The 20,174-nt window shown below is 55.9% G+C and carries 20 protein-coding genes; 10 read left to right on the forward strand and 10 right to left on the reverse strand.

Features of this window, described 5'->3' with window-relative positions:
* Positions 1-49: 49 nt before the first annotated feature.
* Positions 50-511, reverse strand: coding sequence for a transcriptional regulator AsnC (gene asnC, locus SPK40_RS19630; protein WP_036750916.1), 462 nt, complete (start codon positions 509-511; stop codon positions 50-52).
* A 115-nt stretch (positions 512-626) separates the two neighbouring features.
* Here asnC and SPK40_RS19635 point away from each other — a divergent pair, with 115 nt between their 5' ends.
* From SPK40_RS19635 to SPK40_RS19645, 3 genes are all read left to right on the forward strand, one after another.
* Entirely contained in the window at positions 627-3,764 is a 3,138-nt protein-coding gene (locus SPK40_RS19635) for a bifunctional diguanylate cyclase/phosphodiesterase (RefSeq protein ID WP_248144631.1), read from the forward strand.
* Between the two features lie 133 nt (positions 3,765-3,897).
* On the forward strand, positions 3,898-4,668 hold the full coding sequence (locus SPK40_RS19640) for a class I SAM-dependent methyltransferase (RefSeq protein ID WP_330961623.1): 771 nt from the start codon (positions 3,898-3,900) through the stop codon (positions 4,666-4,668).
* A 40-nt stretch (positions 4,669-4,708) separates the two neighbouring features.
* A complete protein-coding gene (locus SPK40_RS19645) occupies positions 4,709-5,137 on the forward strand; it encodes a hypothetical protein (RefSeq protein WP_330961624.1) in 429 nt (142 codons plus the stop codon).
* Between the two features lie 374 nt (positions 5,138-5,511).
* On the opposite strand, the gene SPK40_RS19650 is transcribed toward SPK40_RS19645, so the two are convergent.
* From SPK40_RS19650 to hemC, 4 genes are read right to left on the reverse strand one after another with little or no spacing between them, the layout of a single operon-like run.
* Positions 5,512-6,699: a heme biosynthesis HemY N-terminal domain-containing protein gene (locus SPK40_RS19650; RefSeq protein WP_248144634.1), complete on the reverse strand. Its 1,188-nt coding sequence runs from the start codon at positions 6,697-6,699 to the stop codon at positions 5,512-5,514.
* A complete protein-coding gene (gene hemX / locus SPK40_RS19655) occupies positions 6,696-7,865 on the reverse strand; it encodes a uroporphyrinogen-III C-methyltransferase (RefSeq protein ID WP_330961625.1) in 1,170 nt (389 codons plus the stop codon). Before hemX ends, SPK40_RS19650 begins: the two co-directional genes overlap by 4 nt.
* A gap of 4 nt (positions 7,866-7,869) precedes the next feature.
* Positions 7,870-8,622, reverse strand: a complete 753-nt coding sequence (locus SPK40_RS19660; RefSeq protein WP_330961626.1) for a uroporphyrinogen-III synthase — start codon at positions 8,620-8,622, stop codon at positions 7,870-7,872.
* Positions 8,619-9,554, reverse strand: coding sequence for a hydroxymethylbilane synthase (gene hemC / locus SPK40_RS19665; protein ID WP_330961627.1), 936 nt, complete (start codon positions 9,552-9,554; stop codon positions 8,619-8,621). The genes SPK40_RS19660 and hemC overlap by 4 nt, the downstream gene beginning before the upstream one ends.
* 389 nt (positions 9,555-9,943) lie before the next feature.
* On the opposite strand from hemC, the gene SPK40_RS19670 reads away from it, so the two are divergent.
* Entirely contained in the window at positions 9,944-12,532 is a 2,589-nt protein-coding gene (locus tag SPK40_RS19670) for a class I adenylate cyclase (protein WP_330961628.1), read from the forward strand.
* Between the two features lie 59 nt (positions 12,533-12,591).
* On the opposite strand, the gene cyaY is transcribed toward SPK40_RS19670, so the two are convergent.
* Positions 12,592-12,903, reverse strand: a complete 312-nt coding sequence (gene cyaY / locus SPK40_RS19675; RefSeq protein ID WP_330961629.1) for an iron donor protein CyaY — start codon at positions 12,901-12,903, stop codon at positions 12,592-12,594.
* A 76-nt stretch (positions 12,904-12,979) separates the two neighbouring features.
* Here cyaY and lptM point away from each other — a divergent pair, with 76 nt between their 5' ends.
* From lptM to yigB, 6 genes are all read left to right on the forward strand, one after another.
* Positions 12,980-13,099 carry an LPS translocon maturation chaperone LptM gene (gene lptM / locus SPK40_RS19680; RefSeq protein ID WP_248144640.1) on the forward strand — a complete coding sequence of 40 codons (120 nt, stop codon included), beginning with the start codon at positions 12,980-12,982 and terminating at the stop codon, positions 13,097-13,099.
* A 28-nt stretch (positions 13,100-13,127) separates the two neighbouring features.
* On the forward strand, positions 13,128-14,378 hold the full coding sequence (gene lysA / locus SPK40_RS19685) for a diaminopimelate decarboxylase (RefSeq protein ID WP_330961630.1): 1,251 nt from the start codon (positions 13,128-13,130) through the stop codon (positions 14,376-14,378).
* A 20-nt stretch (positions 14,379-14,398) separates the two neighbouring features.
* The gene (dapF, locus tag SPK40_RS19690) at positions 14,399-15,229 is read left to right on the forward strand and encodes a diaminopimelate epimerase (RefSeq protein WP_248144642.1); all 831 of its coding nucleotides are present in this window, start codon (positions 14,399-14,401) and stop codon (positions 15,227-15,229) included.
* Between the two features lie 67 nt (positions 15,230-15,296).
* Entirely contained in the window at positions 15,297-16,004 is a 708-nt protein-coding gene (locus SPK40_RS19695) for a DUF484 family protein (RefSeq protein ID WP_248144643.1), read from the forward strand.
* On the forward strand, positions 16,001-16,909 hold the full coding sequence (xerC, locus tag SPK40_RS19700; protein WP_248144644.1) for a tyrosine recombinase XerC: 909 nt from the start codon (positions 16,001-16,003) through the stop codon (positions 16,907-16,909). Before SPK40_RS19695 ends, xerC begins: the two co-directional genes overlap by 4 nt.
* A gap of 26 nt (positions 16,910-16,935) precedes the next feature.
* Entirely contained in the window at positions 16,936-17,652 is a 717-nt protein-coding gene (yigB, locus tag SPK40_RS19705; RefSeq protein ID WP_330961631.1) for a 5-amino-6-(5-phospho-D-ribitylamino)uracil phosphatase YigB, read from the forward strand.
* A 2-nt stretch (positions 17,653-17,654) separates the two neighbouring features.
* Here yigB and SPK40_RS19710 read toward each other — a convergent pair whose 3' ends face one another.
* Genes SPK40_RS19710 through SPK40_RS19725 form a run of 4 tightly spaced genes read right to left on the reverse strand, consistent with a single transcriptional unit; the run spans position 17,655 to position 20,015 of the window.
* Complete coding sequence (locus tag SPK40_RS19710; protein WP_330961632.1) at positions 17,655-18,113, reverse strand: DoxX family protein; 459 nt, start codon at positions 18,111-18,113, stop codon at positions 17,655-17,657.
* A gap of 9 nt (positions 18,114-18,122) precedes the next feature.
* On the reverse strand, positions 18,123-18,905 hold the full coding sequence (locus SPK40_RS19715; protein WP_330961633.1) for a DNA-binding domain-containing protein: 783 nt from the start codon (positions 18,903-18,905) through the stop codon (positions 18,123-18,125).
* Positions 18,886-19,755 carry an MNIO family bufferin maturase gene (gene bufB, locus SPK40_RS19720; protein ID WP_330961634.1) on the reverse strand — a complete coding sequence of 290 codons (870 nt, stop codon included), beginning with the start codon at positions 19,753-19,755 and terminating at the stop codon, positions 18,886-18,888. Before bufB ends, SPK40_RS19715 begins: the two co-directional genes overlap by 20 nt.
* Positions 19,752-20,015 (reverse strand): BufA1 family periplasmic bufferin-type metallophore, encoded by a 264-nt coding sequence (locus SPK40_RS19725; protein WP_330961635.1) that lies wholly within the window; start codon positions 20,013-20,015, stop codon positions 19,752-19,754. The genes bufB and SPK40_RS19725 overlap by 4 nt, the downstream gene beginning before the upstream one ends.
* Positions 20,016-20,174: the final 159 nt, after the last annotated feature.

Genomic DNA, 20,174 nt, shown 5'->3' on the forward strand with positions numbered 1-20,174 from the left:
TTGTTTGTGGTTGCTGAAGGCAGTATCGCGTCCCGGCGTTTGCCGTTGCTCAGGGTTTGACGTTACGGTTGATCGGATTTTGGAGCGAGATCAGGGTTTCCGTTGACTGAACTTCATCAATGGCCTGGAGTTTGTCGATCAGTACATACTGGAGTTCTTCAATCGAGCGGCACATCAGTTTGACGAAGATATTGTAGGCCCCGGTGGTGTAGTAGGCTTCAACCACTTCATCCAGCTCGTTCAGCTTGGCCAGTGCGGAGTGATAATCCCGGGCGGCGTTCAGATTGATACCAATAAAACAACAGACGTCATATCCCAGAAGCTTAGGGTTGATAATCACCTCAGTTCCAGTAATGATGTTTGCAGCGCGCATTTTTTCAACACGGACATGGACGGTGGCCGGGCTGACATGAAAGCGTTTTGCCATTTCGGCATAAGGGATCCGGGCATCATGCATCAGGGCATTCAGAATATCCCGATCTAAGTCATCCAGACGGGGTAGCGGGGTCATGGCATCTTTCCGTGGTAGTTCGCAACTACTGCATCATATACTGGCTTGCACTGTGACGCACGGTTTAGGATTGAAGAACAATCGCGACATTACCAAAGGATATCACTTTCTCTTCATGCGCTTAGTTCTCTTGTTGCTGGCATTGTGCCTGCCCAGGCTGGTGATGGCTGAGGCGAATGTGCTGGTGATCCATTCGTATCATCAGGGGATGCGCTGGACCGATGCCCAGCAGGATGGTCTGAGTGCCGCATTGCGTTCAACGGATATCCAGCTCCAGGTGGATTACATGGACAGCATGCGGTATCAGTCGCCCTGGTATCTGGATCAGCTGGTCGATTTGTATCAGGCGAAACTGAGCAGCGAGAAATTCGATGCCATTGTGGTGACGGACGACAATGCGTTGTGGCTGGCAAACCAGTTGGCGGCAGATATAGGCGAGACCCCGGTCCTGATCTCCGGAATTAACAAATATAAGCCCGAGAAACACGCCAACCTGTCCCATGTGGCCGGTATCCTCGAGGCGAACGATGTGTCAGCCAATATTCGCCTGGCACAGAGCGTCCAGCCGGATGTCTCGCGCTTTTATTTCATTACCGATAACACCGCCACCGGACGTGAACTCTGGCAGGATGCTCAGGAATATCTGATTCAGCATCCGGATATCCCGTATACCTACCTCAACCCGCATACCTTCGGGGAACTGTTCGATACCGTCAGTCAGCTGCCGCCGGATTCAGCCATTGTTTTCCTCAGCTACTATGTGGATGGCCAGGGTATTTTCATGCCCAGCCGTGAGATCATGCATACCCTGACCCGAAGGGCAAACGCGCCGGTTTATGTCTCTTACCGTTTTCTGCTCGACAGTGATGCGCTGGGCGGTGTTGTCAGCCGCGGGTATGATCAGGGGCTGATGCTGGGTCAGCTGCTCAGGCAGGTGCTCAATGGAACAGTGGCAGATTTTCCGGCGTTTCTGAGCAGCCCGCATCAGGCGATGCTGAATTATCCGGCGCTGAAACGCTGGAAAGTGAAAGTGGATCCGGAAGCAGTGCTCCTGGTAAATCGTCCGCCCAGCTGGTTTGACCGGTATGCCGGACAGGTCAGGCTGATCACGGCGGTGCTGGCAGTGCTGCTGTCGGTGATCTTGTTGTTAATTGTCATTATTCGGCGCTTACGCCGCAGCGAGCGCAAGCTCAATCAGAGCCGGACCCTGTTTGAAGGCGTCTTTGATCAGAGTTTCCAGTATATCGCGATTCTGACCCATCGCGGCCAGCTGAAGTCGGCCAATCTCGCACTGCAGGATTTGCTCGGGCGTTCGGTGATTAAGTATGACTGTCCCTTCTGGGAGTGGGGCTGCTGGGAGCGCTCCGGCACAGAGCAGTTAAAGCAGTCGTTTCTGTCGGCCAGCCACAGTCAGCTGGTTCGCTTTGAAACCGGAATTAACAGCAGTGAGGACGGGATCCGTATTCTGGATATCTCGATCAAGCCGCTGCCGCAAACTGAGAAGGAAGAAGGTCAGCTGCTGCTGGAAGCCCGGGATGTGACGGCCAGGCATCATATGGAAGAAAAACTGCGTGAACGGGAGATCAGCTACCGGCTGCTCTACGAACAGCAGCCGGTGATCCTGCTGGCTATCAATCAGCATGGACGGGTTCAGTCAGTGAACCAGTTTGCGACTGAGCTGCTGGGCTACAGTAAGCGCGAAATGCTGGGCCATAAAGTGACCGACTTTTATCTGGATGATGCCGAAATTCCGCAGCACTTTATTTCAACCCATCCCGGGAAGGAAGAACAGAGTGTCTGGCGTCGCCAGCTGCGCTATACCTGTGCCAGCGGTAAGGCAGTATGGATTCGTGAGACGATCCGCTCTTCACTGTCTCAGCATCAGTTGCTGCTGGTGGGAGAGGACATTACCAGTACCCGTGAGCTGGAAGCCAAACTGGAATACCAGGCCAACCATGACTACCTGACCAGCCTGTTCAACCGCAGCTACTTTGAGCGTCTGCTTGAATCTTCTCTGGCCGAAGCCAGAGAGAAAAGTGCCCGTCATGCCATGCTGTATATCGATCTGGACCAGTTTAAGGTGATTAATGATACGGCAGGCCATGAAGCGGGGGATGAAGCATTAAAACAGGTGGCCTGGCTGCTGCGTGGGATCATGCCGCATAAAGCGTCGCTGGCCCGGCTGGGCGGGGATGAATTTGCCATTATCCTCAGTCATTGCGAGGTTGAGGGGGCGCTGCGGCTGGGGGCCGAAATTCTCCAGTTGCTGGAAGAGAGTGAGTTTTACTGGCAGAACACCCGTTTCAGCCTCAGTGCTTCGATTGGTATCCGCCTGATTGATAACACCGCGGGATCAACCCAGCAGGTGCATGCTCAGGCCGATACTGCCTGTTATGCCGCAAAAGACGAAGGGCGAAACCGTCTCCACCTTTACCGTCCGGATGATGAAGAGCTGCAGCGGCGGGAGCGGGAAATGGCTTATGTGAATCATATCCGGCGGGCGCTGGATGAGCGGCGCTTTGAGCTCTATGCGCAGACGATCGCGCCGCTGGCTCATCCGATGCCGGGCCATCACTATGAAATTCTGCTCCGGATGCGGAGCAGTGACGGGGCCATGATCCCGCCGGGTCTCTTTATGCCGGCGGCTGAACGTTACAATCTGGCCCATCTGATTGACCGCTACGTGGTCAGTGCCGCCCTCGACTGGCTGGAGGCTCATCCGGAAGCGGTGGCACCGCTTCAGTTGTGTTCCATCAATCTGTCGGGACAGTCGATGGGGAATCCGGACTTTGTGGACTTCCTGCTGACCCGGATCGGCCATTCTACGGTCCCGCCCAGCAAGTTGTGCCTGGAAATTACCGAAACGGCCGCAATCGGCAACATGAGTGAAGCCATCGAGCTGTTTACTCAGCTGAAATCACTGGGATGTCTGATCTCTCTGGATGATTTCGGTGCCGGGCTCTCTTCTTTTGGTTACCTCAAGCGTCTGCCGGTGGATTTAATCAAAATTGACGGCATGTTCGTGCGCGATATCGCCGATGACGAGGTGGATCTTGCCATGGTGACGGCCATCAATGATCTGGCCAAGAAAATGGGCAAGCAGACTGTGGCAGAATTTGTCGAAAACGAAGCGATTCTGGTTCGTCTGGAACAGCTGGGTGTGGACTATGGTCAGGGCTACCTCTTCGGCAAACCAATGCCGCTGCCGCAGCTGGTACACCGTCTGAATCAGGCCACCGAGGCGATATTGTAAGCCTGCCGCGAGACATCACCGCTGTTCGCTGGGTGCATGAAAAAGTGAACCATTTGCCTGCCCCGGTTGCTATAATCCGCAGCCGATATTGAAATCTGCCTGTCCGGTCAGGCGACCTTTTGCGGAGACACCCGTGCGCATCACCTTACTTTGTGACCAATCCGAGCGTCAGTCTGAGCTGACGGAACTGGCTGCCCGCTGGGGGCTGGAGCATGATCCTGAGGCTCAGTTTGTGCTGCACCTGACCGAAGAACGGCTGGAGCTGCTGAAACGGGATGAACCCAAGCTGGGTGCCGTTTATGTGGATCTTGCCGGCGGGGCAGCGGCACACCGGCGCAAATTCGGGGGTGGACGAGGACAGGCAATTGCGAAGGCCGTCGGTCTGAAAAGTGGTGTGACCCCAACGGTACTGGATGCCACGGCCGGGCTGGGTCGCGATGCCTTTGTACTGGCCTCGCTGGGTTGCCGGGTTCAGATGATTGAGCGGCACCCTGTGGTGGCAGCACTGCTTGAGGACGGATTGCGTCGGGCTCAAGCCGATGCCGAAATTGGCGGCTGGGTCAGTGAACGGCTGAGTCTGCTGCATGCGACCAGTCAGGATGCACTGACTAATCTGATTGCGGATCCGGACTATATGGCGCCGGATGTGGTTTATCTGGATCCGATGTTTCCGCATAAGAAGAAGTCGGCGCTGGTGAAAAAAGAGATGCGGGTGTTTCAGAGTCTGGTCGGGGCTGATACGGATGCCGATCTGTTGCTGTCTCCGGCACTGGCGCTCGCGGCGAAACGGGTGGTCGTCAAGCGTCCGGATTATGCGCCCTGGCTGGATGAGCAGACACCTTCGACGGTGATCAGCACCAAGAAGAACCGCTTTGATGTCTATGTAAAAGCGGCCATGAAGTAAAACCTTGTCAGGCGAGATGGCGGCAGAGTGGAGAGAAGTCATGTCTAAGTCACTATGTAAATTCCGGCGCACGGAAATCAGTGCCAAAGCAGAGGCGATTGGTGGGCTGGTGAATCAGCCCCGCTATCTGTGTCGCAGTTGTGCCCGGGCTGCCAACGGGAAAGGGGCGCTGTGTAAGCCGATGCGTCTGCCTGAGTCGTCTGTTCAGTCTCTGCCGGTTACACCAGCCCTGACGGTTCCTGCGGTTGGTGAGCCGCTGGAATCCGGTGCCGTACTGAATTTATCAGCTCAGTTGCTGATGTCCGTGAAAGCCCGAAAGCTGGATAAAAAATTACGAAAACTGGCCAAGAAAAAGCGTAAGTGCGAAAAGAAAAGCGAGAAAAAGCGGAAGAAGGCTGATAAATATCAGAAGAAAGCTGAGCTGGCTCAGCGGCAGTTTGACAAGCTGATATACAAGGCCAGCGCCTGAAAATCGCATAGATTTGAAACGCGTGGATTTGAAAAAAGAAAAGCCTCCGTTCCGGAGGCTTTTGTATTGAGGGGGATTAAAGAATCTCAGGATTCTTTAATCAGTACCGCTGTCAGCAGGCAGGTAATGACTGCAACAACAATGCCGGAAACAATTAACCAAGGGAGCATAACCGTATTTCCATCTGTGAGTGCTCAAAGAGGCCACATTGAATATTTTTTAATTCATTCCATCAATAGCAAATATATAAGCTGAAATGGCTATTAACAGATGGATACAAAAGCGGATGAAATTCTGAGATTGTTTTACCGGATGGGACAAAAAAGCGCCAAAAATGGCGCTTTTTACATTTTGCAACAGATGTGTCTGAGCGGTTAAATTTTCGACGGCAGAGCCAGTGCCAGACCTTCCCGGGACAGGCGGTGGGCGGCGGCTTTGTCGTTCAGTTTCTCCAGCGTTTCTACCAGATAACTGTAATCGACCACGGTCGGGTGCAGCTCAATGGCTTTTTCCAGATGCGTCCGGGCTTCCGGGTATTTCCCTTCACGAAGATACAGCTGGCCCAGGGCACTGTGCGTCGTCGCATTGCCGCTGTCATAGCGGAGCAGATCCTGCAGTGTGACAATCGCGGGATGATAGTCCGTCAGCTTGAGAGTCGGCATCAGACTGATCAGTTGCGGCTCAATCTTCTTGCGCAGTGCTTCGCGAAGGACGGTATAGGCTTCGCTGTCGGCATTCCGGGCACACATTTCCCGAACAAAGCAGGCAACCAGCACCGGGTTTTGTCTGGCTTTGCGGTTCAGGCTGTTCCAGTGACCCATCAGACCGTCGCTGCCACTGTGCTGGGCGATTTGTGCCATCAGGCCGCATTCCGCTTTTTCCTGCAGTTTGTCGGCCTGTTCATCGCTCAGCGTGCTGTATTTTTTCAACGGCTGAATGAGACCGAGTAAGGCCGGCCAGTCTTCCAGCTCGAGGTAACACTGCTTCAGCAGTTCCAGCAGCAAGGGGTTACGCGGATGGGCGCTTTTCATATCCTGCAGCGTCGCCACGGCTTCTTCATACTGATGCTGACGGCATTGCAGGCGGGCACGGGTGAGGGCGACAGCCAGACTCTCGCTGTCCAGCTCAGAGGCCTGGCGCAGGTATTCGTCGCGCTGGTGCAGCTGACCCTGTCCCTGAGCGGCTTCGGCAGCGGCCAGGTAGTTCAGCAGCGGGGTGTCACTGTGACTGGCGGATTTGACCACCAGCTTTTCAGCCTGTTTCCAGTCTCCTTCCAGGACTTTGACCAGTCCGCTGGAAGTCAGCTGGCGGGCTTTCCGGCTTTGGCGGCCGGAGAACCAGCCCCGGGTAACGCTGCTCAGAGACAGCAGCCATTTAACCAGATTTTCCAGCAGGAAGAAGAGACCGAACAGCACAACGACCAGCAGGATTAACGTGGTCAGGCTCATTTCCAGAGTCTGATTGGCGGCAGAAATCAGGACATAGCCCTGATTGCCAGCCAGCATCGGGCCGAAAATCAGGCCGGCGATCAAGGCAACCACCAGCAGCAAAAGTTTAATCATGCCGGATTCTCCTCACCGTGGATGGGGGCGACCTGCTGGCGAATGCGCTTGCTGATGATATCTGACAGCTCAGACCTTGATTTCAGTGTCTTGGGGTAGCTGACCTGAATCTTCTGCTCTGCCAGCTCGTTCAGGGCCTGGATGAAACTCTGGGTTTTGGCATCGTCTGTTTTATAGAACTGGCTGGCCCAGTCTTTCGCCATGGTCAGTGAGGTCGTATAGAGCTCACCCTGTTCCCGGTAAACGGCTTTGATGGCGGTTTCGAGTTTGGATCTGATATTTTCCTGCAGGTAGAAATCTTGCTCCGGCGACAGCAGCGGTATCACGTTGCCATCCCGTTTGCGGTACGTGACGAAGTGCTCACTGAACTGTTTCAGTGAGGTCATCAGGTTGGTTTTCCAGTCCGAAATGGACTCACTGACGCTGTCAGTCTGGGGCTGATCCAGGGATTCCGGCACAATGGCGTTGGCCAGCGGCAGGCTCTCGATCTGATTCTGCAGGCTGGTCAGGCGAAGCACCAGACCGTCACGGTCAATCCGGGCGATGGATTTGAGCATGGTAATGTCATCACTCAGGGCTGTCCGCAGTTCGGTCAGGCTCGGATCATTGAGCTGTGCGATGCGGTTATCGGCAGACTCCAGCAATAAAGTGGCACTGGCAACGTCGTGCTCCAGCCAGAGTTTTCGGCCGGCCATCCGGGTCAGATAATCGGCCTCGGCCAGCAACCAGTCGTTCGGGCGGCGTCCCTGAACTTCAGTCAGTGCGCGCTGTAATCCCTGAATATCGTTTTCCTGCTGACCCAGTCTGGTCTCCGCTGTGTCCAGGCTGGCCTGCACGGTAGCTTTGACGGACTGCTCGCTTTGTGACAGGGCGTTTTTCATCTCGCTGAGCTGACTGGTCAGTGCGGCCAGTTGTGCCTGTTGGGCCAGATTCTGCTGGTGGCCGTGGTAATAGAGCCCGCCGCCCAGCAAAATGACGAGGGCAATGGCGACCAGGCCGGTCTTACTGCCGGATTTGGCCGGGGCGCGTTGGGTCGGCTCTTGGGCTGGTCGACCTGACGCTTTGGGCTGGTTGTCGGCGTTTTTGGGGTTGTCCTTGGCGGTCGCTGCGGCATCAGACTGGTTGCCTGCCGTAGGGTGATCGTTATTGGTCTTCTTCTCAGTCATCCGTTTATCCCGTTGTGCCAGTTGTGCTTAGGGTAGTAAGCAATGCGTCATTACTGGCACTGCCTACCATGGTTATACAGCGAAAGCCGATGTCCTTGGCTTCCTTTGCTATACGCTCACTGGGAACCAGCAACCGGCACTGGCATAGCCATGGCCGGGCCTGTGCTGGCATCAACCGGTACAGAAAATCCAGTTGCTGGCCGCTGGTGACGACCAGGGTATCCACGTCCTGCTGTTGCCATTGGCGGAACAGTAAGTCTCCGTCCAGTGCCAGCCAGTGTCGCGCATAGGTTTCACAGTAAGATACCCTGGCCTGTCGTTCGACCAGCGTATCAAAAATCAGTTCACGGCCTCCGTTGCCCCGCAGAATCAGGACCCGGTGCCCGGCTGGCTGTGCCAGTTCAGGGAGTGCCAGCAAGCCCTCACTGTCTTCACGCGGCGGTGCCGTGACAGCCTGACCGCAGGCTTGGGCCAGTACATCGGCCGTTTGCCGGCCGACAGCCAGATAATGGGGCTGCTGCGGCCAGCTAATGCCTTGTTCTGTCAGATAAGTATGAGCCATTTTGACTGCATGGCTACTGACAGCAATCAGACAGTCTCCTTCTTGCAACGTCCGGAGCTGATCACCCAGCCCGGGGAGCCCGGCACCGGGAGCAATGGTCAGCAGCGGCTGTACCAGAGATGTGATTCCCTGATGTGCCAGAGCTTGTGCCAGTGCGTCGCCTTGCGGGGCCGGGCGGGTGATCAGGACTGTCATTCGGCGTCGTCGTATAGTCGGGTCAGAATTTCCCGGGCACCGCGTGACAGCAGTTCTTCTGCCAGCTGAGTTCCCAGACGCTCGGCATCGGCGATCGGGCCGCGGATTTCTCCTGCAACGATGTGGGTGCCGTCGGGTTCTCCCACCAGCGCCCGCAGCCAGATTTGATCGCCCTGTAGTTCGGCGTAGCTGCCGATCGGCACCTGACAGCCGCCTTCCAGACGGTTATTCATAGCGCGTTCACACAGGACTCGGGCCGTTGTGGATTCGTCGCTCAGGACGGCCAGCAGGTTCCGGATCCGGGTGTCGGCCAGACGGCATTCAATCCCGACTGCACCTTGTCCGACGGCAGGCAGGCTGACTTCCGGCTCCAGTGCACAGCGAATTCGGTCTTCCAGCCTCAGGCGCTTGAGCCCGGCACAGGCCAGAACGATGGCGTCGTATTCGCCTTCATCCAGTTTGCGCAGGCGGGTGGCGACGTTACCGCGCAGGGTTTTGACCTGCAGATCCGGGCGCCGGGCCAGCAGCTGGCACTGACGGCGGAGGCTGGAGGTGCCGACCACAGCGCCTTGAGGTAGTTCGTCTACGTGGGCATACTGGTTGGAAACAAAGGCATCGCGCGGGTCTTCGCGCTCACAGATGGTGACCAGCCCCAGTCCTTCCGGGAATTCGACCGGAACGTCCTTCATGGAGTGGACGGCAATGTCGGCCCGGTCTTCCAGCATGGCTTGCTCCAGTTCTTTGACAAACAAGCCTTTGCCGCCCACTTTGGCCAGCGGGGTATCCAGAATGATGTCACCTTTGGTGACCATAGGCACCAGTTCAACGGTGATCCCTGGGTGGGCTTGTTCCAACGCCGCTTTGACATATTCTGCCTGCCAGAGGGCGAGCGGACTTTTGCGGGTGGCGATCCGGATAGGCTTCTCAGTCATACAATGGAGTCCATCTAATTGCTTTAAATACACTAATCGTACCACTCCGGCACGGGTAAGGTAATGTAGATGTTGTGACCAGTGCGGTGAAGCGCTTTTGTCTGGTTCTGTGATATCGCAACTGTGATATGCTTCACATTACGGTATGTGATCTGCATTCCAAACTCGGGAGCGCTGGCGATTTTTATTCATTGTACTATTTTGTGGTGATATTGAACGGACTTGCACAGCCAGCGCCTGACCATCATCTGAATCAACCTTACTGACTTTACGGATTGCCCAAAAACTGTTAGATTGATCACGTTTTTGCTCACAGATGGCTCACAGACTGCCCTATCGATGACAAGATTCGGGCCGCGCTGGATGCTGGTAGCTCTTGGAAGAGTAATTTGCAAAATTATATTCATACGTTAATTGGCAGGCTGGATACACATAACCAGCGTCGGGTCGAGCGTGCCCGGCTGGCCATGAATGCACAGTCGGAGCAGGTCTTCAGTCTGTTGCCTGTGCTATTGCATGTGAACCATCCCGCTTTGCCTGGCTTCCAGGATGCCGAGGTGCCGCAGGGCATTGCCTCTTTTGTTCCTTCTTCTCTTCAGATTTCCCTGATCCGTGAGCAATTCGGTTTCGATCTTTCGTCTTTTGGTGCTAAGGAAGCCGCAGACGGCGATATTCTGGGCCTGTATGCCATGGGCAGCACGGCGTCACTGGGGCAGAGTCTGACCAGCGATCTGGATATCTGGGTCTGCATTCGTACCCGGATGCCGGTGGAGGAGCGCGAAGCGCTGATCGCCAAATGCAAGGCGGTGTCCGACTGGGCGATGATTCAGGGGGTTGAGGCCAACTTTTTCCTGATCGACGATAACCGTTTCCGCGATAACTGTTCCGATGCCCTGAGCGGGGATAACTGCGGCTCCAGTCAGCATCTGTTGTTGCTGGACGAATTTTACCGTTCTGCCGTCCATCTCGCCGGCCAGCGTTTCCTGTGGTACCTGGTCCCGCCGGAGATGGAAGAATGCTATGACGATTACGTCGACTACCTTGCCAGCAGCGGCTACATCAATCGTGACGAATGGATCGATTTTGGTGGCCTGACCCGCATTCCCGCGGAAGAGTATTTCGGTTCCAGCCTGTGGCATCTGTATAAGAGCATCGATTCGCCGTATAAGTCGGTGCTGAAGGCGATTCTGCTGGAGGCTTACTCCTGCGAATACCCGCACACGCAACTGCTGAGTGTTGACGGAAAACGCCGCTTCTTCTCGGAGCACTCCTCACACTATGCGATGGATGCTTATTATCTGATGCTGGAAAAGGTGACCCGCTATCTGGAGCGGATTCACGATCACCGCCGGCTGGATCTGGTCCGTCGCTGTTTTTATCTCAAAACGCACGAAAAGCTGACCCGTGAGCCCGGTGCGGGCTCCGTGGCCTGGCGTCGTGAAGTGCTGGCTGAACTGTCTTCTGAATGGCAATGGTCACAGGAAGTTCTGGCGGAACTGGATAATCGCCGGAACTGGAAAGTTGAGCTGGTGAAACGGGCGCACAACGAGCTGCTCGATGCCCTGATGCTCAGCTACCGGAACCTGATTCTGTTTGCCCGCCGCAACGACATTACCTCGTCAATCAGCCCGGAAGATATCAGTATTCTGGCCCGGAAACTGTATGCGGCTTTTGAGGTGCTGCCGGGTAAGGTGACTCTGCTCAATCCGCAGATTTCTCCGGATCTCCACGAAGGCGATCTGACCTTTATTCAGGTCCCGGCCGGGCGCACCAACACAGCAGGCTGGTATCTCTACAAGCAGCCGCTGGATCCGTTTGCCATTCTGGGCCAGCCATCGCTGGAGCATAACCGTTACCTGAGCAAACTGGTGTCCTGGGCGTATTTCAACGGTCTGCTGACCGAGACGACAAATCTTCATGCTGTGGTCCGTGATTCGGCGATGGATATCGATAAGCTGTATCAGCTGGTGAGCGATATCCGCAACACCTTCTCGATTCGCCGTCCCAAGCCCAGCCTGAGTGCGCTGTCCAGTCCGTGTGAGATCCGTCAGTTGGGAATATTTATCAACCTGGAGCAGGATCCGACCGAGGAACTGAAAAGCCGGGCCGTGAAGTTTGACTTCAAAAATACCGATATTTTCAGCTTTGGTCCTGAGCAGGCCTGTCTGGTGGGCAGTGTCGATCTGGTGTACCGGAACTCCTGGAATGAAGTGCGGACGCTGAACTTCAAAGGCGAAAATGCCATGATGGATGCCCTGAAGACGATTCTCAGCAAAATGCACCAGGACGCGATCCCGCCGGAGTCGGTGGATGTGTTCTGTTACAGCAAGCATATGCGCGGGATGATTCGGAATCTGGTGTATCAGCTGGTGGCGGAATGCATTGAGATGCGTCTGATGCCGGTCGAACAGCAGGAAAAACAGCGTCGCTTTAAAGCAATCCGTATCGGCAGTCAGACCCATGGGCTGTTCTTCGAACGCCGCGGGGTATCCGTGCAGAAGCTGGAGAACTCCGTCGATTTTTATCGCTGTATTTCCAGTAACAAGCTGATGGGTTCCGCCAGTGTGGTAATGGGGAAAATGGATGAACCTCATCCGCCGTCAATCGTAGATGCCTATGCCAGCGAAGGGCTGATCCAGTTTTTCTTTGAAGACTGTGAGAATGACGGATTCAATATCTACATTCTCGATGAAACCAACCGCATTGAAGTGTACCGCCAGTGCAGTGGCAACATGGATGAGATGGTGCACGGGGTAAACCGTTTTTATACCTCGGCGCACGACAGGTTCAGCTACAGCTCGAACTTCATCAACTTCAACCTGCCGCAGTTTTACCATATCGTGTTCAGCGCTGAAGGTGAATGTCAGGTCCTGCCGTATAAAAGCGGGTATCAGGCTGAGCGCCGGATGGCGGCGGATAGTGAAAACGGCTTGTCGGAACCGGATTCCGGCAAGGGCGGTCATCTGAGTCTTTCCTGAACTCCTCTCTATCGATAATTCCGGCGCGTATGCACTGTCAGCTGACGCGCCGGAGACTGTTACCAGTCGACTTTCTCTTCTGCATGCAACGAACATTCCCGCTTGATCAGCGAAATCAGTTCTTCACCACTGCGGGTGCAGTGCCAGATGCCGTCGTTATACTTGAAGTGGTAACCGCCTGATTTGGATGCAACCCAGATCTCATGGAGTGGTTCCTGGCGGTTGATGACGATCTGACTGCGGTTTTCAAACTCCAGAGTCAGTACATTGCCGGTCGTTTCATACTCGATATCTGCACCGGACTGGTCGATGCCTTCTTCGATATGCATCAGTACCTGATCAGCCAGTTTATGAAATTCAGTATCGTTCATCCTGTTAGTCCTATTGCTTTTCCTAGTGTGGGTGCGATTATAGAGGGCATTGCAATCATTATCACTGGCTTTGAAAATGCGTAAAGGTTTAATCACAACATTTATCCTGACCGTGCTGACGCTGGCAGGCTGTGGCCAGAGCGGCCCGCTGTATATGCCGGCCGATGACACCCAGAACAACGAACAAACCGAATAACCGCGGCCATAACAGGGAAGAGATCACATTGGATTATTTTAATTATCAGCAAGACGGTCAGCTATACGCCGAAGAGATTGCCCTCACTGATTTGGCTGAACGTTTTGGCACCCCGCTTTATGTCTACTCCCGTGCAACGCTGGAGCGCCACTGGCGTGCCTTCGACAGTGCGGCGGCGGACCATCCGCATTTAGTCTGTTATGCCGTGAAGGCCAACTCCAACCTGGGTGTGCTGAATATTCTGGCGCGACTGGGCTCCGGCTTTGATATCGTTTCTGTGGGTGAACTGGAGCGGGTGATTGCCGCGGGCGGTGATGCGTCGAAAGTGGTGTTTTCCGGGGTCGGTAAAACGGCGGCGGAAATGCGCCGGGCGCTGGAACTGGACATTAAGTGTTTCAATGTAGAGTCCGAACCTGAGCTGGAGCGTCTGAACCAGGTCGCGGCGAAGATGGGCAAGATTGCGCCGGTCTCGCTGCGGATCAACCCGGATGTTGATGCGAAAACCCACCCGTATATTTCCACCGGTCTGCGTGACAACAAGTTCGGGATTGCCTTTGACCGGGCACCGGAAGTGTACCGTCTGGCACACAGTCTGCCGAATCTGAACGTGATTGGGATGGACTGCCATATCGGTTCGCAGCTGACGGAGATGGCGCCTTTCATTGATGCCACGGATCGCCTGCTGGCGCTGATCGATACCCTGAAAGCGGAAGGTATCGTGATCAAACACCTGGATGTTGGTGGTGGTCTGGGCGTGACCTACAGCAATGAGCAGCCGCCGCTGCCGTCAGACTACGCCAAAGCTTTGCTGGAGCGGCTGGAAAATCACATGGATCTGGAACTGATTTTTGAGCCGGGCCGCGCAATTGCTGCCAATGCCGGTGTGCTGGTCAGCCGGGTGGAATACCTCAAGCATACGGAACACAAGAATTTCGCGATTGTCGATGCGGCCATGAACGATCTGATCCGCCCGACCCTGTATCACGCCTGGCAGGAAATTGTGCCTGTGGTGCCGCGTGACGGCGAGCCGATGGAATATGACTTTGTGGGTCCGATTTGCGAAACCGGAGACTACATTGGTAAAGAACGGCTGCTGAAACTGGAACCGGGCGATCTGGTGGCCGTGCGTTCTGCCGGTGCCTATGGTTTTGTGATGTCTTCAAACTACAACACCCGTCCGCGGGTGGCGGAAATCATGGTTGATGGCGAGCAGGCGCATGTGGTGCGTGAGCGCGAGACCCTGAGCCAGCTGTGGCAGTCTGAACACCTGTTGCCTTAACCCGGAACGAGAGAACGCCGATGCAGTTTCAATTTTCCAAGATGCATGGTCTGGGCAATGATTTCATGGTCGTTGACTGTGTTACCCAGAACATCTTCTTTTCACCGGACGCAATCCGGCGTCTGGCAGATCGGCATCGCGGGGTCGGTTTTGACCAGTTACTGGTCGTGGAACCGCCTTATGATCCCGAGACGGACTTCCACTACCGTATTTTCAATGCGGATGGCAGCGAAGTCTCGCAGTGTGGCAACGGTGCCCGTTGCTTTGCCCGCTTTGTGTCGATGAAAGGGCTGACCAACAAATACCGGATTTCGGTCAGTACCAAGTCCGGCAAAATGATGTTGCAGCTGGAAAACGACAATCAGGTGACGGTGAATATGGGATTGCCTGAGTTTACTCCGGAAAAGATCCCGTTTTCAGCCAAACAGGAAGAGAAAACCTATATCCTCCGGGCTGAAAATAATACGATCTTCTGCGGCGCAGTCAGTATGGGAAATCCGCACTGTGTGACCGTGGTCGATGACGTCGATACCGCTGAAGTCGAAACGCTGGGACCCTTGCTGGAAAGCCATGAACGTTTCCCGGAGCGGGTGAATGTCGGTTTCATGCAGGTGCTGTCGCGCTCCGCCATCCGGCTGCGGGTTTATGAGCGGGGTGCCGGGGAAACACAGGCCTGCGGCAGTGGTGCCTGTGCGGCAGTGGCGATTGGTCAGCGGCAGGGGCTGCTGGACAGCAACGTCACGGTCAGCCTGCCGGGCGGGGACCTGCACATTCGCTGGGCTGGTGATGACCAGCCGCTGTATATGACCGGACCGGTCGCCCATGTGTTTGATGGTCAGCTCACTCTCTGAACCAGAGTGACTGGCAAGTTGCCGGCGGCGGCTGAAGCCTCCGCCGAGCCTAACCAAACCAAGAGATATGACGGATATTAACCAACTGGATCAATCCCCGGTTGACGACGAGGCCGCACCGCTGAACCAAGAGGCGGTGGTGGCCTTTTTAGCATCAAACCCGGATTTTTTTCTGCACCAGCCCGAGTTGCTGGAGCAGTTGCGACTGCCTCACCCGGAGCGCGGTACGGTGTCGCTGGTGGAGCGGCAGATGGAACGTCTGCGCCATAAAGTCGCTGAGCTGGAAAAGCAGATCGATACCATGATGGTGGTGGCTGCCAGCAACAGTACTTTGTTTGCCTCATTTGCCCAGGCACAGCAGCGGCTGTTTCAGACCCACAATATTTATCAGGCTCTCAGTGTGCTGACTGAGCTGGCCGTTGAGCTGGATCTGAGCGTGAGCGTGCGGCTGTTCGACAGTCTGGATAATAAACTTTATCTGAGCCGGCAAGCCTTTGAGGGATTTCGCCGCGCCCGTTTTAACCCGCGGGGAGTTTATCTGGGCCGTTTGCGTAAAGCAGAGAGTGAGCTGTTGTTTCACCAGCCGCCTCAGTTGGGCTCCTTTGTGGTGCTGCCGCTGGGCGAGCCGGAGCGGCCGGATGGGATCCTGAGTTTTGCCAGCCGGGACGGCGGCCACTTTCAGCCGGACATGGATACCCTGTTTGTCGAACAGATGGCCGGGGTACTGGCGCGTTTAATCCGGCACTGGGAATACAGCCGGGAGGTGATTGAGTGAGTTTACCCGCCAGTCTGACCAAATCGCTGGAACGTTTTTACGAGTACCTGCGCAGTGAGCGCGAGTTGAGCCTGCACACCCAGCAGAACTACAAGCGTCAGCTGACGACTGTGGCCGAACAGTTGTGCGAGCTGGGCGTGTCAGACTGGAGGTCGGTGGATGCCGGCTGGGTTCGTCAGGTCGCCAGCAAAGGGATGCGTGACGGCCTCAAGGCCAGCAGTCTGGCCATGCGGCTGTCGGCGCTGCGCAGCTTTCTGGATTATCTGGTGCATCAGGGCGAGATCAAAGCTAATCCGGCCAAAGGGGTTTCGGCGCCGCGGAAATCCCGTCCGCTGCCAAAGAATCTGGATGTCGATGAAATGGATCAGTTGCTCAGCGTGGACGAAAACGACCCGCTGTCGGTACGCGACCGCGCGATCATGGAACTGATGTACGGGGCCGGACTGCGTTTGTCGGAACTGGTCGGGCTGAATGTCAAAGACATCAGCCTGAGCAAGGGCGATCTGCGGGTCATCGGTAAAGGGGACAAAGAGCGGATCGTGCCTTTCGCGGGCCAGGCCCGGGAATGGGTCGGGATCTGGCTGAAAGTCAGAGGCCAGTTAGCTGCACCCGGTGAACCGGCGTTGTTCGTTTCCAAACTGGGTCAGCGGATCTCAAACCGTAATGTTCAGAAGCGGATGGCAGAATGGGGCCAGAAACAGGCCGTATCGAGCCATATTAATCCGCACAAACTGCGCCACAGTTTTGCCACTCATATGCTGGAATCAAGCGGTGACCTGCGGGCGGTGCAGGAATTGCTCGGCCACGCGAATCTCAGCACCACACAGATCTACACCCATCTGGATTTCCAGCATCTGGCGAAGGTGTACGATCAGGCCCATCCCCGGGCCAAAAAACGTAAATAAGTCCAGGCAGGAAAGGAGCCGTTGTCATGCAGTTTTACCGTAGTTTTCGTTCGCCCAAGGCGATGACCTTCGATCTGGACGATACCCTGTACGACAACCATCCGGTGATCCTGCGGGCAGAACAGGCGATGCACGACTGGCTTGCGGCTTCGCATCCGGTCGCCCGCGATCTGACCCCGGCGGACTGGCAGCGGCTCAAGTTCCGGCTGGCGAAGGAGAATCCGATGCTGCGTCATGACGTGACGGCCTGGCGACGGGAAATGCTGCGGACCGGACTGATGCAGCTGGGTTATTCTGCGCAGCAGGCAAGTGCCGCCAGTGAGGAAGGGCTCAGTGTGGTACTGACGGTGCGCAATCAGGTCGATGTGCCGGCGCTGACCCACGCGGTGTTGGGTGAGCTGGCAACCCGGGTGCCGCTGCTGGCGATTACCAACGGCAACGTGGATGCCGATAAGATTGGTCTGGGTCAGTATTTTTCCCGGGTGCTGGTAGCGGGCCGCGATGGCCTGTCGAAGCCGGAGCCGGATTTGTTTCTGCAGGCACAGGCTCTGCTGGGCGTGGCGCCGCAGGATATCCTCCATGTCGGCGACCATCTGGAGACCGATGTCGGCGGTGCCCGGCGCTGTGGTTTTCAGGCATGTTGGCTGAACGATCAGCACCGGCAAATGCGTCAGGAAACAAAAGCCAAGTGGTTGCCGGACGTTGAAATTCACACGCTGGATCAGTTGCTGACGCTGGTCTGAATTTATTCCATCAGACGGCTGGGTTTGCGTGCCCGGCCGGCCAGATGATCGAGCGACAGCAGACCCGCTCCCCAGAACACATTCACCAGCAGCATCATGCCCCACAGCTGGTGGTCAAAGAATCCTTTCTCCCACAGCAGCGGATAAGAGACCACCGCAATCATATTGAAGATGAACAGCAGCAGTGCCATCGGGCGGGTCAGCAGACCCAGCGCCAGAAAAACGGGCACAATCAGCTCAGTTGCTGTACCCAGATAGGCCGCGATGCGCCAGGGGATCAGCGGGACCTGATACTCGTATTCAAACAGATAGAGGGTACTGTCCCAGCTTTGGAACTTCAGCATTCCGGCATTGAAAAACACCCAGGCGACCCACAACCGGGTCAGCAGGAGCAGTAACGGGGTAATGGGTGTCAGCGCCCGGCTGAACTGGGTATCGATGTCTTTAATCAGATAAAACATATCAGTCCCTCAGTTTGATGCTTCTGTGTCATCAGGATAGCGGATATTGATAAACACCTGCTGCGAAATCAGTTCGCCCAGCAGCGCCAGCATCTCCGGGGTGGCCTGGCTCAGTGGTCGATGTTGTCGGGTCAGTTCGACCAGCGCCGTGCCTGCCGCTGTGGTGGTGATCACCCTGGGGCCGGACAACACGATGGCCGATTGCGGCTGTCGAATGTCCAGATGCTCCAGCGTGTCCAGATCATCGTCGCGAATCGCCTGCCACAATTGAGCAACCGCATAGTCACTGTCGAGCAGCCCGCAGCCGGAATTCGGAACCAGCCGAGCCTGTGCCAGCCGTGCTTCGGTCAGATCTTGCAGTTTCTCCAGCGGGAAATCCTGACCGGACGGCGTGAGCTGTGCAGCCCGGTCCACCAGCCATTCCAGCCGGGCCAGATCGGCCAGATACGGGACCGACTGGTGCAGTGCCTCCTGTGCGGCGATGGTGTTCTCAAGGCCACATCCGTAATGGATCACATCGCCCTGTTCAAGCGGGACTGTCAGAATGTGTTGCCGGGCCAGTGCGGAAAAACATGCTTCTCCGACGACGGCTTTCACGGCCGGGTAGGTGGCTTCCAGCACTTCGGTCAGGCCGATAATGAAATTGTTGCGGTAGATCTGGAGTTGCTGTTCGGCACGCAAGGCATGTGGCGTGATGTGATCCGTGATTTCGCTGGGCTGGTAATGCAGGGCCCGGGCAAAGCTGGTTTGCAGCGTTGCCAGATCCGGCCCGTCAGGCTTGACGGCGTTCATGCGAGACCTCCTGTGCTGTTTCGCGCAGGATCTGCCGGGCCTTGTCCGCTTCGCCGAGCAGAACCGCCAGCGGCGGAATGTCGAGATCCCATTCAATCAGGGTCGGGACGGCGCCGTGCTGACGGACCCAGTCGCGATATAGCTGCCACACCGGTTCGCTGACCGGACGGCTGTGGGTGTCGATCCAAATCTCGCCCTGATCCAGTTTCCGGACCGTAAATCCGGCCAGATGAATTTCCTTCACCGCAGCCGGGTTGATGGCGTCGAGATAGGCCCTGCACTCAAAGCCGTGGTTAAAGCTGCTGACATAAATGTTGTTGAGATCGAGCAGCAGTCCGCAGCCGGTCTGTTGCTGGACCCGGCTCAGAAAATCCCATTCCGTATAGTCAGCATGACGGAAGCTGAGATAGCTCGACGGGTTTTCTACCAGTAGCTGGCGTCCGAGAGTGTCCTGGACCTGCGAGACTTTGTCGCAGACCACGTTCAGGGCTTCTTCGGTATATGGGATGGGCAATAAGTCGTTCAGGTACAGGCCGTTGACGGAACTCCAACTCAGGTGATCAGAGACAGCCATGGGGCAGAGGTCATCAACCAGATGCCTGAGCTGGGTCAGGTGACGGCGGTTGAGTGGATCGGCAGACCCCAGAGATAAGCCAATGCCGTGACAGCTGATCGGGAACTGTTCAGCAATCTGGCTGAGGGTCTGGCGTGCCGGACTCTCCGGGTTGAAGTAGTTTTCGCTGTGGACTTCCAGCCAGCCGACCGGAGGCTGTGCCATGTCGCGAAAAAGAGTCAGGTGGGGGGCTCTCAGGCCAACCCCAACCTGCTGAAAGGCGCAATCATTGGTCATGATTTGCTGCTTTGGGTGCTGCCGCCAGCCAGACGATCACACAGGCCTTTGGGCACCATGATAAATGCATCTTTCTGACCGTCCATTTTGGCGGTTCCGGCACAGGAGCCGGTTTTGGTGGCGCAGTCATTCTTTCCGGCTTTGGCGACGCCATAACATTTTTCTTTCGCACCGCTGTCAGCTGCGACGGCAGGGGCAGTACCAGCCAGGATCAGCAGGCTAGAGACAGCGGTGGCTAAGGCGAGATTGCTCTTTTTCATCATCATTCCTCTTGATATCAGACAGTTCAAATGTTGCGGTTTTCGAGCGTTAGTCCTGGAAGCTGAGGTGAAACGCATCAGGTGCTCTTACCCACTATAGAAAGGGAGGGGCTGAAAGAAATTTCAGACGAAGTGAATTTTTTCTGTGCGGCCGTTCTG

Source organism: Photobacterium sp. 53610 (genome assembly GCF_036409375.1).
Taxonomy (GTDB): Bacteria; Pseudomonadota; Gammaproteobacteria; order Enterobacterales; family Vibrionaceae; genus Photobacterium.